At 54.9% G+C, this 15,314-nt stretch carries 16 protein-coding genes; 12 read left to right on the forward strand and 4 right to left on the reverse strand.

Going from position 1 to position 15,314, the window contains the following annotated elements; translation table 11 throughout:
* The first annotated feature begins 3 nt into the window (after positions 1-3).
* From QLQ17_RS05670 to QLQ17_RS05700, 7 genes are all read left to right on the forward strand, one after another.
* Entirely contained in the window at positions 4-783 is a 780-nt protein-coding gene (locus QLQ17_RS05670) for a substrate-binding periplasmic protein (protein WP_283208571.1), read from the forward strand.
* Entirely contained in the window at positions 780-1,298 is a 519-nt protein-coding gene (locus tag QLQ17_RS05675) for a GNAT family N-acetyltransferase (RefSeq protein WP_283208572.1), read from the forward strand. Before QLQ17_RS05670 ends, QLQ17_RS05675 begins: the two co-directional genes overlap by 4 nt.
* An 82-nt stretch (positions 1,299-1,380) precedes the next feature.
* The gene (locus tag QLQ17_RS05680; RefSeq protein WP_502867352.1) at positions 1,381-2,478 is read left to right on the forward strand and encodes a histone deacetylase family protein; all 1,098 of its coding nucleotides are present in this window, start codon (positions 1,381-1,383) and stop codon (positions 2,476-2,478) included.
* Positions 2,479-2,483: 5 nt separating this feature from the next.
* Positions 2,484-3,449: a zinc-binding metallopeptidase family protein gene (locus QLQ17_RS05685; protein ID WP_283208574.1), complete on the forward strand. Its 966-nt coding sequence runs from the start codon at positions 2,484-2,486 to the stop codon at positions 3,447-3,449.
* 78 nt (positions 3,450-3,527) lie between these two features.
* Positions 3,528-4,736, forward strand: a complete 1,209-nt coding sequence (locus QLQ17_RS05690) for a hypothetical protein (protein ID WP_283208575.1) — start codon at positions 3,528-3,530, stop codon at positions 4,734-4,736.
* Positions 4,729-5,706: a hypothetical protein gene (locus QLQ17_RS05695; RefSeq protein WP_283208576.1), complete on the forward strand. Its 978-nt coding sequence runs from the start codon at positions 4,729-4,731 to the stop codon at positions 5,704-5,706. Before QLQ17_RS05690 ends, QLQ17_RS05695 begins: the two co-directional genes overlap by 8 nt.
* Before the next feature lie 92 nt (positions 5,707-5,798).
* Positions 5,799-6,491, forward strand: coding sequence for a crotonase/enoyl-CoA hydratase family protein (locus QLQ17_RS05700; protein WP_283208577.1), 693 nt, complete (start codon positions 5,799-5,801; stop codon positions 6,489-6,491).
* A gap of 162 nt (positions 6,492-6,653) precedes the next feature.
* On the opposite strand, the gene QLQ17_RS05705 is transcribed toward QLQ17_RS05700, so the two are convergent.
* A complete protein-coding gene (locus QLQ17_RS05705) occupies positions 6,654-7,523 on the reverse strand; it encodes a LysR family transcriptional regulator (protein WP_283208578.1) in 870 nt (289 codons plus the stop codon).
* Positions 7,524-7,617: 94 nt separating this feature from the next.
* On the opposite strand from QLQ17_RS05705, the gene QLQ17_RS05710 reads away from it, so the two are divergent.
* Both QLQ17_RS05710 and QLQ17_RS05715 read left to right on the forward strand, forming a co-directional pair.
* A complete protein-coding gene (locus tag QLQ17_RS05710; RefSeq protein ID WP_283208579.1) occupies positions 7,618-8,118 on the forward strand; it encodes a lactoylglutathione lyase family protein in 501 nt (166 codons plus the stop codon).
* A gap of 158 nt (positions 8,119-8,276) precedes the next feature.
* Positions 8,277-9,404: a zinc-binding dehydrogenase gene (locus QLQ17_RS05715; RefSeq protein ID WP_283208580.1), complete on the forward strand. Its 1,128-nt coding sequence runs from the start codon at positions 8,277-8,279 to the stop codon at positions 9,402-9,404.
* A 452-nt stretch (positions 9,405-9,856) separates the two neighbouring features.
* Here the strand turns inward: QLQ17_RS05715 and QLQ17_RS05720 are convergent, their stop codons facing one another.
* A complete protein-coding gene (locus tag QLQ17_RS05720) occupies positions 9,857-10,234 on the reverse strand; it encodes a 3D domain-containing protein (RefSeq protein ID WP_283208581.1) in 378 nt (125 codons plus the stop codon).
* Positions 10,235-10,330: 96 nt separating this feature from the next.
* Here QLQ17_RS05720 and QLQ17_RS05725 point away from each other — a divergent pair, with 96 nt between their 5' ends.
* The 3 genes from QLQ17_RS05725 to QLQ17_RS05735 are packed head-to-tail and all read left to right on the forward strand — an operon-like array spanning position 10,331 to position 12,554.
* Positions 10,331-11,398, forward strand: a complete 1,068-nt coding sequence (locus tag QLQ17_RS05725; protein ID WP_283208582.1) for a threonine aldolase family protein — start codon at positions 10,331-10,333, stop codon at positions 11,396-11,398.
* A 38-nt stretch (positions 11,399-11,436) separates the two neighbouring features.
* Positions 11,437-11,871 carry an SRPBCC family protein gene (locus QLQ17_RS05730; RefSeq protein ID WP_283208583.1) on the forward strand — a complete coding sequence of 145 codons (435 nt, stop codon included), beginning with the start codon at positions 11,437-11,439 and terminating at the stop codon, positions 11,869-11,871.
* A gap of 35 nt (positions 11,872-11,906) precedes the next feature.
* Positions 11,907-12,554: a dimethylsulfonioproprionate lyase family protein gene (locus QLQ17_RS05735; RefSeq protein ID WP_283208584.1), complete on the forward strand. Its 648-nt coding sequence runs from the start codon at positions 11,907-11,909 to the stop codon at positions 12,552-12,554.
* Here QLQ17_RS05735 and QLQ17_RS05740 read toward each other — a convergent pair.
* Positions 12,524-14,749: a LemA family protein gene (locus QLQ17_RS05740; protein WP_283208585.1), complete on the reverse strand. Its 2,226-nt coding sequence runs from the start codon at positions 14,747-14,749 to the stop codon at positions 12,524-12,526. The genes QLQ17_RS05735 and QLQ17_RS05740 overlap by 31 nt on opposite strands.
* Positions 14,750-14,774: 25 nt before the next feature.
* Positions 14,775-15,227 carry an Lrp/AsnC ligand binding domain-containing protein gene (locus QLQ17_RS05745; RefSeq protein ID WP_283208586.1) on the reverse strand — a complete coding sequence of 151 codons (453 nt, stop codon included), beginning with the start codon at positions 15,225-15,227 and terminating at the stop codon, positions 14,775-14,777.
* Between the last annotated feature and the right edge of the window lie 87 nt (positions 15,228-15,314).

The raw sequence follows: 15,314 nt of genomic DNA on the forward strand, positions 1-15,314 counted from the left end.
CAAGTGACAAGCTTGAGAGCCGTCTTGGTGTTGCTTGGTCTGTTTCTTTTCACAGCGCAGACCATTGCCGATTCCGCCATCGTTGTGGGATACGGGGACGCCTACGAGCCGTTTGCCTGGGTAGAAGAAGGGCAGGTTCGAGGTATTCAGGTCGATTTTGTGGAAGCAGTGCTGGTCGAACGAATGGGTTTGAAGGTTCGACATGAGGGCTGCCCCTGGAATCGTTGCCAGCGTGAGGTACGCAAGGGAGAAAAGGATGCGTTCTTTACCGTGCCCACGGCTGAACGGGAGGAGTATACTCTTAAAAGCCTGTTTCCATTCTATGTGACCCGCTTTGTCATGCACACAAGCCGGGAAAACCGCTTCCGCGACCAGCTCAGCGAAGTCAGAACTCTGGAAGAGCTGGAATCAATGACCGAGCTTCGTCACGTTCATATGTTGGGCTCTGGCTGGCACGAAAGTGCCCTTGCGAACATGGAGCACGTACAGACCAGCCATGGCGCCGATATGATTCCGATCCTGCTTGCGCGAGACCGGGCTGACGTTTACATCGAGCAGGCGGAAATGTTCCGCTACCAGGCCCGCCAGAAAGGGGTGCTTGATGAGGTAATCAGTTTCGATCAATTCGCTGCCGGGGCCCTGGGATGGCATTTGTTCATTGGCAGGGACTCTAAACACGCTGATGTCATGTCACGTATCGATCTGGTGTTGGCAGAAATGACGGCCAGCGGAGAATTGCAAACCCTGAAACGACAAATTTTCGCCAAGTATGGTGTCGAATGAAGCCTGTTATTCGTGATGCTCGCGAAGAAGACCTTCCCACTTTGGTGAATTTTCTGGCCAGTCTTGCCTTACATGTATCCGGTGCGCCGCCACAGGAGCTGAAAGCCTCCGAGCGTGAACGCCTGACCCAATCATTGCAGCGGGCGATGGCATCACCAGATCGAAAAATTTTGGTCGCAGAGGCCACTGGCGGCGTCCTTGCCGGGATGGGCGACATTTCAGTCTGGTCCAGTCAGGGCATCTGGGAACAGGCCCAGGACGTGGTGTATCGCTCTGCCGTTATTGATGACGTCTGGGTAGAGCCTGATTTTCGTGGTTTGGGGTTGTTCAAGGATATCCTGAGGGTATTGGTAGATTTTGCCGCGCAACGAGGTGCTCAGGAATTGGTCCTGGAATATTCCGCGTCAAACAAGGAAGCGAAGACTGCCTGGACTAAACTTGGATTTAAGACCACCGGTGTGCGAGCTGCGGCCTTCACACAGAACATTCAGGAAGCACTGGCAGGACCGAGATAAGGAATGAACCTGACAACTCGCTGATATCAGACTGAGTCTGATGTGAAGTGATGCGTCGTGAATATAGGGAGGGGCTTTGCCCATGGACAGAAGCACGGTTAATGTCTTTTTTGACGAAGTGATGCTGGGCCACAACCCGGAAGTAGATCTGCCTTTTCTTCCCAGTCGGGTTGAGAAGCGGGTGAGGGCAGTGCTGGAGGGACTGGATTTCAAGTGGAGTTACCCTGAGCACCCCGGTCGGCTGATAGAGATCAAATCCTATCTTGAAGAGCATCCCATCGAAGGCGTTCATTTCAAGTCGGGCCCGCCGGCTACCTATGACCAGTTGGCTCGAGTGCATACGGCGTCTTATCTGGATTACATTCTTTCGCTGAAGGGAAAACGCGCGTGGCTGGACAAAGACACCACCGCCGTATCGCCAGACAGCATCACCGCCGCGTTGTCCGCTTCGGGCAATGCGATTGCCGCTGTTGAAAGTGTGGTCAAAGGTGAATGTGACAGTGCCTTTGCATTGGTACGCCCGCCCGGGCACCATGCCGAGCCGGTTCGAGCCCGTGGCTTCTGCCTGATAAACAACGTGGCCGTCGCCGCTTCCCATGCCATCGCCAAGCTTGGCTGTGAAAAAGTTCTGATCATCGACTGGGATGCTCACCACGGCAATGGCACTCAGGATATTTTCTGGGCCGATCCGAACGTCCTGTTTTTTGACACCCACTGCGCAGCGCCTTTCTATCCTGGTTCGGGCGACCTTGATGAGGTTGGCGAGGGACTTGGCGAAGGCTACACAATCAACGTTCCCCTCCCGGAGACAGCAGGCGATGTGGCGTTCGAGAAAGTATTCCGTGAGATTCTGGTGCCGGCAGCGGATCATTTTGAGCCCGATCTGGTGTTGGTGTCGGCGGGCTTCGACCCACACAGAAACGATATGGCATTGAACCTGACCTTCGATGGGTTCAAGGTGATCACAAGCATTGTTCAAGACATCGCCAAAAAGCACTGTGATGGCAAGCTGGCATTGGTATTGGAAGGTGGCTACAACCTGACCTCCCTTTCTCATGGTGTACACGCCGTATTGGAGGTGCTGACGGGCGGTGAAGTACCCGAAGTGTTCGAGATGGGGGTGAAAGATGCGGCAGCTGCAGCCGAATTTCATCGCTCTGCATTCAGCGACGATGAGTAACACCTATGATGGTATTTTCAAACCCGGTCGGCCGTGGGTCGCTCTGGTTCGATAACCTGACAACGTCTGATGGCACGCCTGTGGCCTATGATCCCCAGGCACGTGCTTTTTTGCCCATGCCTCCGTTCTGTGCCAACCGGGAAGTGATTGGCTGTAACTGGATTGCCCCTGAGCAGGGGGCGTTCTGCCGTTCCTGCGCCATGACGGCACTGGCCCCTGATCCCTCCATCGAAAACGCCGTTCCCAACTGGGCGCAGACCGAGGCCGCGAAACGCTGGGTGCTGGATAACCTGGGACGCTGGCACTGGTTCCGTCCCGAAGATCCTGGCACTCGGCCTGTTTTCCACATGCTGGCAGAAGGTCTGATGCCGGTTCAGATGGGCCATGCCAATGGTGTTGTTACCATAAGTGTTGCGGAGGCCGACCCGGTCGTCAGCACGTCCCGGCGAAAGGCGCTGGATGAACCCTATCGCACCATGATTGGCCACATGCGTCATGAAATATCGCACATGCTTTGGTGGCGACTGAGTCTCAGGGAAGATTTCATGACGGAGTTCAGAGCCATGTTCGGCGATGAACGCATGAACTACCAGGGCGCTCTGCAGTACCATTACGAGAATGGACCCCCACCCGAGTGGCGGCAGTACTACATGACCAGCTATGCCTCGGCTCATCCCCATGAGGACTGGGCGGAAACTGCTGCTCATCTGTTGCACCTGACTGACATCACGGACAGTGCTGTTGCTTCGGAGTTGGGATCACCGGAAATTCCGTATCAAAAGTGGGACCCCTATACTGAAACGGATTCTTTCAAGTTGATTCATGTTGCGGCCGATCTGGCCATGAGAGTGAATCACGTAAACCGTGCCATGGGATTGTCGGATCTTTATCCGTTTATTCTTTCGGACATGGCACTTCACAAGCTCGCCTTCGTTCATAAATGGCTAAGGCGAGGCGCCCAGGGACTATAAACCAGTGGTCTGATCACTGCTGTCTACAGACACTCTCGTCCGCATTCGGGCTGTCACTCAAGGAAAGGAGGACGGCCAATGGCCAAAAACGTGGTATTTGTCATTCATGGCGTCGGTGCCCATCAGGAAGGGTGGGCAACCGCAGACGACGGCCCGGTTTCAACACTCGTTGAGGCGGCCAATGCATACCCTGGTTTCAGCGAGCAGGACCCTCTGACCAACAGCCTCGAATTCGTCGAGATCCGTTACGACGATATCTTCGATCGTGTGCTTGGCCGTTGGCAGGGGCTGGCCGAAGGGCTGGCTGACATGCCCGGGGCCTCGCCTCAGGCCATTGCCCAGGTGCGGGATGCCATCATCGAGTATGGCGACACAACAGAAAGTTTTTTCACCAGCCACGGTATGGATGTGGTTTTCTACGCCGGTTTTGCTCTGGTGCGGCGACTGGTACAGCTGACGGTTGCGACGAAGATCATGAAGACCGTCGCCGAGCAGGGCACCAAAGACCGGCGCTATGCGGTGTTGGCGCATTCCCTTGGAACCGCGGTTGCTCACGACGCCATTCACCGAATGGCCAGCACCCAGTGGCTGAGCAGGTACGTGAAGTCAGGCGCAAGAGTGCTTCCGGAACTCGCCGATCTCCCGGACGATCCTTCGGCGGTGGACGATCTTTTAAAGCGCTATAAAAGTAACCCCTTTGGCCCGGGCAAGTTCACCTTTGACGGCATCTTCATGCTGGCCAACACCAGCGCGTTGCTCCACGGCGACACCCCATCGCCGGAACGAAGCCTGGTGCGGCCAAGACTGGCTCAGCCTGACCCGGAGCAATACATGTGCTCCCACTTCTTCAACATTGATCATAAATTGGACCCTATAGGAAAAGTGAAACGGTTTAGGGCAGAAGAAGCCTGGCCAACCCCCGCCATGTTCGGCCTTGCAACCGACCTGTTTTCGATCGACCACATTCACGATGTGAACGTGCACGGATTCAGCCATTACCTGGCTCATCCACTGGTGCATAGAGAACTGTTTCGACTGATGGTGAAGCACCGCTTCAGCGACGAGGACTACGTACACGCTCAGGAGCGCACGCGACCGGGAGGCGACTTTCCCCAGCTCGGGGACGCCTACCGCGACGAAGACCGTCAGGAAGAACTGGTTGGCAAGCTGGAAGGAATCGCAACGCATCTTGGAGTCAGCCAGAAAGTTGAGAGCCTTGTGGAGCTCTACATTGCACTGGATGCGATCTACCGGGAGTTGCGTGAGGAGGGCCAGACCCATGTTTAAATTCATTGCTTCCGCGATTGGTCTGACGATGCTCATCCTGGCTGGGCCGGTTTGGGCCCAGCAAACCTGGTGCGGGAATCAGTCACCGGCTGAGGATCACCCGTTGGCTTGGCCAACATTAAAGCCTGGCTTCAGTCCGTTGATTCAGGAAAAGGATTACGAGGGTGCATACCGGTACGTGCTTGGCGAATACCGATCTGCCTTTGGCAGCCAGGATCCGGAGCTGATGGACGGACTTCAGCAAAAAGCCATGACGTATCTCCAGCGTCGAAAAACCGAAGGCGAACTGCCATCAGAGTGGGACACCGTGTTCAGTCCTTCCCGGAACGCTGAATTACTCATTCTGGACGGCCGCGCTCCGAGAATTCATCAAGTGTCCTGCGATAGCCCGGCGTGGGATAACCCGGAATCACCAGCGGTGGCAGTGTTCTATCTGGCATCCGCCATGAACCGGCTGGCCAGCGATACGATTCGCCAAGCCCAGATTCTGGCCGCCAGGGAGGCGGACCAGGCACGCCGCAGCTATGAAGACTGGTTGTTCAATGGCTTTGCCATGTGGCCCTGGGAGATGAAGCTCAACGAACTGCGTATCGAGAAAGACTTCTTAAGTCCCGCGCCCGAATGGCAGTTCACAGCCCTGCGGCCCAGCGTTGCGTTGGCGGTGAGGTCTGACAGTTTTAATCGTTCCCAGCTGGACCATGCCCTGGTGATAGAGCCCATCGGTTATGTGCGGTACCTCGACGGTTCCCGGCATCAGGATTGGTGGGGCGTCTCACCCATTGTCACCGTCACAAGTGAAAACGGCGGTGGTTACGGAATGCTGGCAAGGTACAACCAGTTCACGCTGGGCGCCGCCCATCATGAGAGCGTGGATGAGGTGTTGGTGTATTTTAGCGTGGACCTGTATCAGTACCTGTTAACCCAAGAAGAGAAGCTGCGTCGAGCGAAAACATTTTTCGGTGGTGACTAGTTGGTCCCGGTTGACGGGTAAACCATTGAGGCAGGGTGCAGAAGCTGGCAAAGTTCAGCCTTCAACACCTATGACAACGAGAGGAAAGGCCGGTGACGGATCTTGTAGATTATCAATTGAACGATGGAGTGGCGACGATCACCATCAGCAATGGCAAGGCTAACGCCCTGAGCCACGAAGTATTCGAAGCGTTGAATACTGCTCTGGATCGCGCCGAAGAAGACAAAGCTGTGGTGATTCTCACCGGCCAACCCGGCATTTTTTCCGGTGGTTATGATCTGAAAGAAATGCAGAAAGGCCCGGAAGAAGCCACGGCCCTGGTGACAGTGGGGTCCACGTTTACCCGTCGCCTTGCTGCGTTTCCACTGCCGATCATCGGCGCATGCAGTGGCCATGCGATCGCCAAGGGTGCGTTTGTCTTGCTGTCCGTGGATTACCGCATCGGCATTGAAGGCAGTTTCAAGCTCGGCCTTAACGAAGTAGCCATCGGTATGACCATGCACCATGCCGGCATTGAAATTGCCCGCCATCGTCTGGCCCCGGCACATTTTTATCGCAGTGTCGTAAACGCAGAAATCTACAACCCGGCCGGCGCCGTTGAAGCCGGATATCTGGACGAAACCGTCGAGCCGGATGCCCTGATGGCTCGCGCCAACGAAGTGGCGCAGCAGTTCAAGCAACTGAACATGAAAGCGCATGCTCAGACGAAGCAGAAAGCCAAGGCGGGTTATCTGGAATTGCTGGATCAGTGCATTCTGAAAGACGGCGAGGCACTGGGATTGTAAGCCCGGCGATCACGCTGAGCGGAACATCCGAAACCGCCAAATTGTAGCGTCGCGCGTCCTCGAAATAGGGCGCGTGGCCTCTGGGTGACCATTAATTGTTCGAACCTAAACAAAAGCGAACATTCGCTACGTTCTTGAAGCGGTTCTTTTTGCCAGTCCAGTTCAGAGCCATCGTTTGACTTCAGCAATTACCGTTTTCATTCTCCTCTGAAGCGTCCTATGCCGCAGAGCGCAAAGATACAGCGTCTCGCTGACCGGGCTGGCAAGTCGATGAGCTTTAATGCGCTCTGGCTTTTGGAAGGCTTCAACGGCATGTGCTGGTAAGACCGTAAACCCCAAGCCCATACTGACCGGCTCCAGAATCAAACCGATCTGGTTTGAGAAGCCCTTTCTGGGAAACAGGTTGCTGTGCTGAAACTCAGGGTAATTGGCACCAAGAAGCAGGTTAGCATGATGACTTCCGTCGGGATGATCAATAAAGCCAAGGGTCATCAGATCGTCCCAATCCGGTTCTTCGACCGAAGCAGGTGTTACCAATAGCAGCGACTCTTGCGCGACCGGCATGCAACTTACGTCGGCCAGGGCGGATTTCGACGTCATGAATCCAATATCAACGGTAGACTCAGCGATTGCTTTTTCCACATCGGTATTCGGCGCAAACCGGTAATCGATAATGAGCTTAGGGTGCTTGCTCTGCAACGCCAGCAAATGCGGATATAGTTTAAGCCCAACACTTCCCGGAGACATCATCCGCACAGCCCCTTCATAGGGTGGGTCCTCTCCGACGCTCTGTTCCAGATTCGACAACGCCAAGAGAATGTCCTGCGCGTCGGCATAAAGCCTTTCGCCGGCATCCGAGAGCGAAAACTGTTTGCCCTGCCGCACAAGCAGCTCGGCGCCAAGCTGCTCCTCCAGCTTACGCACATGCTGACTAACACCCGACTGTGTCATGTGGAGGCGTTCCGCCGTGCGGGTGAAATGACCAACCTCAATCAGAGTGCAAAAGGAGCGTAACCAAGCGATATTTATCATAACGAATAATGATCTATTGAAGAATAAATAATAATTTTAACTAATGATCAGCGCCAAGTAACCTGCTCTCATCAAATACAGAGGAGGACAGGCAATGAACAACGTTTACCCACGAAATTTTTCACACATCGGCATATCCGTGCCGGATCTTGAGCGCGCCGTAAAGTTCTACACGGATGTAATGGGTTGGTATCTGATTATGGAACCAACCGAGATTGAAGAGGACGACAGCGCCATCGGGGAGATGTGCACGGATGTTTTCGGCGCAGGCTGGGGAAGTTTCCGTATCGCTCACCTATCGACCGGAGATCGAATTGGCGTGGAACTTTTTCAGTTCAACAACCAGACCAACCCGGAGGACAATTTCGAGTACTGGAAAACCGGCGTTTTTCACTTCTGCGTTCAAGACCCGAACGTCGAGGAACTGGCAGAACGCATTGTGGCTGCTGGTGGTAAAAAGCGCATGGAGAAACCGCGCTATTACTATCCGGGCGAGAAGCCTTACCGCATGATTTATATGGAAGACCCGTTTGGGAACATCTTAGAAATTTACAGCCATAGCTACGAGTTGATCTACAGCGAGGGCGCCTACTGAATTTACCAGTCTGCTACTCTTACCTAACCCCACCTGATCACTGAGATCAGAGACCCCAGCGACGCGGATCACACAGGCGCTAGGGGCTTGCCCCACTTTTCATGTGGTAACAGCGGTTATCAAAGTGCCAAACCACTTAACTTTTGCAGGAGAAAAAAGTGTCAGATACCAACATCGAGCTTACTTCCACCATTAGCGAAGACAACAAACTGGAACTGGCCCTGCGCGAGATCGAGATCCCAGAGCCGGGCGAAAACCAAGTGGTCATCCGCATCGAAGCTGCCCCTATCAACCCGTCTGACCTCGGCGTGATGTTCAGCGCGGCCGATATGACGACGGCCAGCCAATCTGGCAGCGCCGATCGCCCGGTCATCAGTGCCGATGTCCCGGCCAAGTTCATGGGTGCCGTTAAAAAGCGGGTTGGCAAGCCTATACCCGTCGGCAACGAAGGCGCCGGTACGGTCGTCGCTGCTGGCTCATCAGCCGCTGCGCAAAGCCTGATGGGCAAAACCGTTGCGGTCATTGGCGGTGGTAGCTACCGCAAATATCTCTGCGCCAATGTTCAAAGCTGTCTGGAACTGGAGCCGGGTACGACGGCAGCCGAAGGCGCCTCAAGCTTTGTTAATCCGCTGACGGCATTGGCCATGGTAGAAACCATGCGAGCTGAAGGCCACAAGGCTATCGTTCACGCTGCCGCCGCCTCTAACCTCGGACAAATGCTCAACCGCATCTGCATCGCCGACGGCATCGACCTGGTCAATATCGTCCGCAAGCCGGAACAGGAAACTTTGCTGCGCGATATGGGTGCTAAATACGTGGTCAACTCCAGTAGCGACAGCTTTATGGCAGACCTGACCGAAGCCCTTATTGAAACCGGCGCTACTATCGCCTTCGACCCTATCGGTGGCGGCAGATTGGCTAGTGATATTCTCACCTGCATGGAAGTCGCGGTCTCTCGCAACATGACTGAATACAGCGTGTATGGATCTGACATCTACAAGCAGGTGTATATCTATGGCGGCCTTGATCGCGGCCCGATCACGCTGAACCGCACGTTTGGTTTTGCCTGGGGTGTGAACGGCTTTTTATTGTTCAATGTATTAGGAAAACTGGGCAAAGAAACCAACATCGCCATGCGCAAACGCATAGCCGCCGAGATCAAGACCACGTTCGCCAGTCACTACACTCACGAAGTATCCCTGGCCGGTGCATTACAACTGGATGCGATGGCGGTTTACGGCAAACAGGCGACGGGAGAGAAGTTCCTGATCAAACCACAGAGCTAACGCTTGATCTCTGTCCGCAAGGCCATCCTGGGCTGCTGAGGTCAGATTGAACTGACCTCAGTTTTCCGTTAATACACGACGGGTATCTATGTAAACATCCCTTTTCTAGTTTCACCACTTATTCGAAAGCTGCGGTCGAACGGGAGGAATACGCAGACTTTCTCAGACGAATTTTTATTCCCTTTCTAGAGGACCACTTTATTAGAAAGCGGCCAATTTATGGTGACAATAGACGGCCATTTTTTGGTGTCACTTCCAAAGTCTTCGGACTCGGATCTGAATGTTCGCTTTGCGACCAAACAGGCCAGTGAGGCGGTCATTTTAGCTCGTCTAGGTCACTGTAAGTTGGCCAAAACAGCTCATTAAAGTTCCAAAACCACGTGTCGCAGCTCAGAACCAGACAGCTGCTCTGGATATGGCCATGCTCCATTCTATGGATGCAAGATCCCGAACTATTCCTTCTCTTTCCACGAAATCGTGACGGTGCGTTTGCCCCATTCCTTCGCAGCCTCGATGTCCAGCCCCATGTAGATGTCGATCTTGTCTTCCCACCGTTTGTTCATCTTGTCGCGAACAATGTATGTCCCTGGCAGGCCTTCGATCTTGACCTCTGTGCCGTGAGTCAGGCCGTCGTCAATCAAGTCGCGGGATACGGCAATCGCTTTCATGCCGGGCTTCAGCGTGTCGCCCCAGGCGGTCAGTGTCGGGTCGCCGGCTTTGGTTTGGCTGTTAACGGAGTTATAGGCGGTGGCGGTTACTTCCCGAGGGTTGCCTCCACTGCATCCGGCCAGGATGGCGGCTGTGGTCAATGCTGCTATCAGTCGGGTCATTCTGTTTCCTTAACGTGGTTTACTTATGTGCACGCTGACGACATACGATGATAGTGCGATAGAGATTCACTGCGAATCGTGTAATTTAGACCCTTTATGGCAAAAATTTGTTGGTTATTGGCCGGAGGCGTTGATTTGGAGAAGTCAGAGCAGTTTGCAAGCGATAATTACAGTGGGGTTTGCCCGCAAGCCTGGGAGGCCATGGCCCTGGCCAACAAATCGGACGAACCGGCCTACGGTGAGGATCGCTGGACCCAGCAGGCGGCCGATGAATTGCGGCGTTTGTTTGATACTGATTGTGAAGTGTATTTTGTGTTCAACGGCACCGCAGCCAATTCGCTGGCGCTGGCGTCCATGGGTCAGTCATTTCACAGTGTGATCTGTCACGAACTGGCCCACATTGAAACCGACGAATGTGGCGGGCCGGAATACGCGTCGAATGGAGCGAAGTTGCTTCTGGGAACCGGTGCTGACGGCAAGCTGACGCCAGAAAGCATCGAGCATCTGGTGACCAAGCGAAGTGATATCCATTACCCAAAACCCAAGGTGATCAGTCTGACCCAGGCCACCGAGGTGGGCACGGTTTACACGCCGGAGGACATTCAGACCATCAGAACGGTTGCTGACAAGCATGGGTTACGCATTCACATGGATGGTGCCAGATTTGCCAATGCGGTGGCGGCCCTGGATGTGCACCCGTCGGAAATTACCTGGAAAGCGGGTGTGGACGTGCTGTGTTTTTCCGGTACCAAGAATGGCCTGGCGCTGGGTGAGGCCGTGGTGTTCTTCAACAAGTCACTGGCTGAAGATTTTGAATGGCGTTGCAAACAGGCAGGACAGCTTGCCTCGAAAATGCGTTTTATCTCGGCGCCCTGGTGCGGCCTGCTGGAAAACGACGTCTGGTTGGCCAATGCCCGTCACGCCAACGCCTGCGCTGAGAGGCTCGAGCAGGGCATTGCGCGCATCCCCGGCGTTGAGCTGCGATTCCCCAGACAGGCGAACGGTGTATTCGTGGAGCTGCCCGAAACCGTCCAGTTGGCATTGCGTGAAAAAGGATGGCATTTTTACACCTTCATTGGCGGTTCCGCCCGTTTGATGTGCTCCTGGGCTACCCGCCCGGATCAGGTGGACCGGTTTCTTGCCGACCTGAAGTCACTGGTCTAATCGACCGTTACACCCCGCGCCAAGGACAGAGTCTCAGTATGTTTCATATCCACGTAGAGCGAACCATTGAAAAAGACATCGACACGGTCTTTGAAGCGTTAAGTGATCATGCCTCGTACGACCAGTTCCCCGGCGTTGACCGGTCGGTTCTGGTGGAACAGGGTCAGGAGGATAAGAACGGAAAGGGAGCGTTGAGAATTATTGGCGCGGGTGCGCTGGAGCTTCACGAGCGCATCACGGATTTCAAACGCCCTGAGAAAATGCATTACCGGATCGAAAAATCCAGGCCTTTCCCCGTAGACCACCGCCGTGGCGAAATCACGCTGCATCGGGTTGGCAACGCCACCCGGGTAATCTGGATTTCCACCGGCCACATCAAGCTTCCCCTTGCGGGCCACCTGCTGGATAAAGTTGCACAAAAGCAGTTTTCCAGGGCCTTTGATTCGGTACTGAAAGCCATCGCAAGGCGCTGAACCTAAACGACTTCCACCAGTTGAATGGAGGGGCTGTGAGCAGGCTATCAGACAATGTGGACTGGCAATACGTGTTTCGGGAATTCTGGCACTTGTACCGGTTTGGTTCCGCCGGTGGCAACCAGGTGATCCGCTCGCACCTCAAGGAAGTGCGAAACCGGCTGAACGCAGAGCTGGAGAAAAACCCGAGAGTCGCGTTTGAGCAGCCCATCAAGCTTCCGGTCTGTGCCTGGTTGAATCGGGCGATTGACCAGGGCCTCAGCCAGCCCACGGCGTCCCTGGTTCGCGCGTTTGTTCGGGTGTCTGATCAACTCACCTGGAAATACGGCTATGAGCGCATGCGGCCCGGGCTTGCGCGCAAGTATGCTTATGCAGAATTGATGGGCCCCAACGGTCCCGTGATTAGCGATCATCTGATTCTGGGCATGGTTCTGTTTGCCCCAAAGTGTACCTACCCGGAACACAGTCACGACGGCATAAGCGAATCCTACATCTGTCTGAGTGGCTCGGTATCCGACAGCAACTACAGCGTATTCACCCCTGGCTCATTGCTGTTTAATCCACCACGACGGGCCCACCGCATGACGACCGGGGATTTCGAGCCAACGCTGCTGGCATACGCCTGGGTGGGCGACCCGGATAAACTGGCCCATCAGAAGATGGATTTCTCGGTCAAGAAATAGTCGTAGGGACGAAAGCGGAACAGTTTTGCCAGAATCAGATCCGGAAAGGACTGAATGCGCGTGTTGTAGATTTTGGCGCTGTCGGTGTAGCTGTTTCGCAGCAGCGACAGGTAGTTTTCGGTGCGGGTCATGATGGCCATGAACTGCTGCATGACGTCATGGTTTTTCATGTCCGGATAATCTTCGACTCGAGCGACCAGCTTGTTCTTGAGGGTCTGTTCGAACGCGATCAGCTTGTCGGTTTCCTCAGGTGTATTGACGGCTTTCAGGTTGACCGCGCGAAGTTTGGCGATGGCCGTTTGCAGATCACGCTCGTGAGCCATGGATGCTTTGACGATGGCTTCCAGATTGGGCCAGAGGTCGTGTCGCTGTTGCAGAATCGTGTCGATGTTGGCCCTTGCCCGTTTAACGCGATTCTCCAGAAATACAATGTCGTTGTAATGAAGAATGCCGATGTAGCCCAGAAGTACCATGGGCACCGCGAGGGCCGAGGTCAGCAGGTTATCCGGGCTGAAGCTTCCATCGGCGGACAATAAAGCGGTGGTTGCGAACAGAATCAGCCCAAGGCTGGCCGCCACACCGACAAAGCCCTTGGCACCCCGGTCGATCAGGATGTCGCTTTCTTCCCGGGCGCTGATCAGGAAAGGCGATTCGCTGTCCTGCTGTATGGTCAGCCGGTCCGGCTGATTCTGGTCCAGTCCAGCAAATCCCAGGCAATAGACATTGATGAACGTGTCCATAAAGCTGACGGAATAGCGGCGGTCCCCCCGGGTCTCCGTGTGATGTTTGTGGTATTCGAAGTCGGCGCCTTCCGGATCGATCTTGATCTTGCCGTGGTTGTCTTCAAGCCAGAAGGGCACGGCATTTTTCTGATGTTCAATGGTTTTCCAACGGGCGTTCTTGCCGGAACCGCGTTTCTCCTTGACCGTGTAGTCGAATGCAATGCATTTTTCGTCCAGCAGCGGGTCGCGAATAAACGGACACTGGTCATCCACTTCGATCATGCCTTTAAGCTCGCAAAGCCCGTGGCTGGTGCCCTGGCTGCTGATGGTGGGTAACGCTTCCACCAGACGTTTGAATTTCACCGTACGAATGGCCAGCCACAGCAGTAACAACGCTGCCAGGGCACTGCCTGCCGATAGCGCAATGCTGACTGTCGAATGCTGGAATTGGCCTCTTGGGCGGCTGTTCGCGATGGCTTGCGCTCTGGCCTCGGTTTCACTGCTCAGTTCTGGAAGCGCCAGGTTTTTCTCTAACACCTGCCGGGCCATCCATTGGTCCAGCAAGCCGCTGGTGTTTCGGTCGATCAATCTTTTGTAGGCGGCGACGTCCGCAAGCGCCATTGAGTTACCCGTCGCGCCGGTGGCTTGCTGGTAGCGGGTTTCGTAAAGGTTGGAAATGGCCTGCCACTCTTTCTTTAACTGTGTGATACCCAGCACCGAAAGTGTGCCGGTGACGGATAGGGTCATGACCACCAGATACACCCAGAAACGATGAATCTTCAGGATTGGCAGGGCCAGCGCAATGCCCAGCGCCAGTAGACCGGTGGCCAGTGAAATACGAATGGAGGCCTGGAACAGCCGGTCACCGCTATCCGTCCCTAGAGCCTGTTCAGACACCAGGGCAGGCAGGTGGTGATCGCTCAGGCCCTGAAATGTCAGGGTTGAAGCTGCCGCGTTCTTTCCCGCCCGGCTGAAGTTACCTACCACATTCACGGAATCACCGGGTTCCAGAGACCATTCCGTGTAGGTTCGCTTGCCCTGTTCAGACTGGTAGGAACGTGGAATATTCCAATCCACGGTGTTCAGCGCAGCCGGTGGCTGAACCGTCGACTGGCCCGATGTATCGGTCAGACGGAAGGCGCCGCCGCGCTGACCGGATTCCAGCACACGGGTGCGCAGGTCGCCGTCAGAATCACGGTATTCCTCGGTCAGCTTGTATTCGTAATACAGCGCCTGACTGCCTGAGTAAGGTGTCTTCAACGTGCCATTGCTGGCCTCGGCGACGCCGGATACCAGGTAAGGTCCCTGCGCCAGGGCGGCAATCGGAGTGACGGGCAGCCGTTCGAGCTGCCGGGCCTCGGTGAGCTGCGCCAGTCCCTGGCTCATGAAAAAGTGGGTACCCGCCAGACACAGAACAGCCAGAACAGCCGAAATAATGCGTCCCGGCCAGCCAGTGAGATTGAATTTCTTCATCCTCAGTACATCCTTGCCCGGGTGCTCAGATCCCGACGTCCTTTACGTTTTCCATGACCACATAGGTGCTGGTTTGCAGAACGTGGGGCAGGGCAGACACCTGCTCACCCAAAACTTTCCGATATTCTGCCATGTTGCTGGTGCGGACTTTTAAAAGGTAATCAAAATTGCCTGCAATCATGTGGCATTGTTCCACGGCCGAGATCTGATTGACCGACTCATTGAACGCCGCCAGTGCCTGGCTGCTGGTATCGTTCAGCTTTACTTCGGCAAACGCGATGTGGTTTTGGCCCAGTTTCGTATGGTTCACCAGCGCGGTGTAGCCCGTAATGTAGCTTTGCTCTTCCAGCCGCCGCATTCTGACCTGGCAGGGTGTCTTTGACAGGCCCACCCGTGACGCCAGCTCTGTGACCGTCACCCGGGCATTTTTTTGCAGTTCCCGGATGATGGAGTGGTCAATCCGATCCAGTTCAACCATGGTTTTCTCCTGATCTTTCCCTGCCTTCCCTGCGTAATTCCCTTATAACAGCTACTCTTTAGAGATATGTGCTCACTCACCGAGGGG

The sequence above is a fragment of the Marinobacter sp. CHS3-4 genome, from assembly GCF_030053415.1.
Taxonomy (GTDB): Bacteria; Pseudomonadota; Gammaproteobacteria; order Pseudomonadales; family Oleiphilaceae; genus Marinobacter.

Bases quoted from the DNA above. Each gene is read 5' to 3' on its own strand.
- QLQ17_RS05720 (WP_283208581.1), bottom strand. From the start codon at position 10,234: ATGACCCGACTGATAGCAGCATTGACCACAGCCGCCATCCTGGCCGGA.
- QLQ17_RS05685 (WP_283208574.1), top strand. From the start codon at position 2,484: ATGATGGTATTTTCAAACCCGGTCGGCCGTGGGTCGCTCTGGTTCGAT.
- QLQ17_RS05740 (WP_283208585.1), bottom strand. From the start codon at position 14,749: ATGAAGAAATTCAATCTCACTGGCTGGCCGGGACGCATTATTTCGGCT.
- QLQ17_RS05725 (WP_283208582.1), top strand. From the start codon at position 10,331: ATGGCAAAAATTTGTTGGTTATTGGCCGGAGGCGTTGATTTGGAGAAG.
- QLQ17_RS05745 (WP_283208586.1), bottom strand. From the start codon at position 15,227: ATGGTTGAACTGGATCGGATTGACCACTCCATCATCCGGGAACTGCAA.
- QLQ17_RS05690 (WP_283208575.1), top strand. From the start codon at position 3,528: ATGGCCAAAAACGTGGTATTTGTCATTCATGGCGTCGGTGCCCATCAG.
- QLQ17_RS05710 (WP_283208579.1), top strand. From the start codon at position 7,618: ATGAACAACGTTTACCCACGAAATTTTTCACACATCGGCATATCCGTG.
- QLQ17_RS05695 (WP_283208576.1), top strand. From the start codon at position 4,729: ATGTTTAAATTCATTGCTTCCGCGATTGGTCTGACGATGCTCATCCTG.
- QLQ17_RS05730 (WP_283208583.1), top strand. From the start codon at position 11,437: ATGTTTCATATCCACGTAGAGCGAACCATTGAAAAAGACATCGACACG.
- QLQ17_RS05705 (WP_283208578.1), bottom strand. From the start codon at position 7,523: ATGATAAATATCGCTTGGTTACGCTCCTTTTGCACTCTGATTGAGGTT.
- QLQ17_RS05675 (WP_283208572.1), top strand. From the start codon at position 780: ATGAAGCCTGTTATTCGTGATGCTCGCGAAGAAGACCTTCCCACTTTG.
- QLQ17_RS05680 (WP_502867352.1), top strand. From the start codon at position 1,381: ATGGACAGAAGCACGGTTAATGTCTTTTTTGACGAAGTGATGCTGGGC.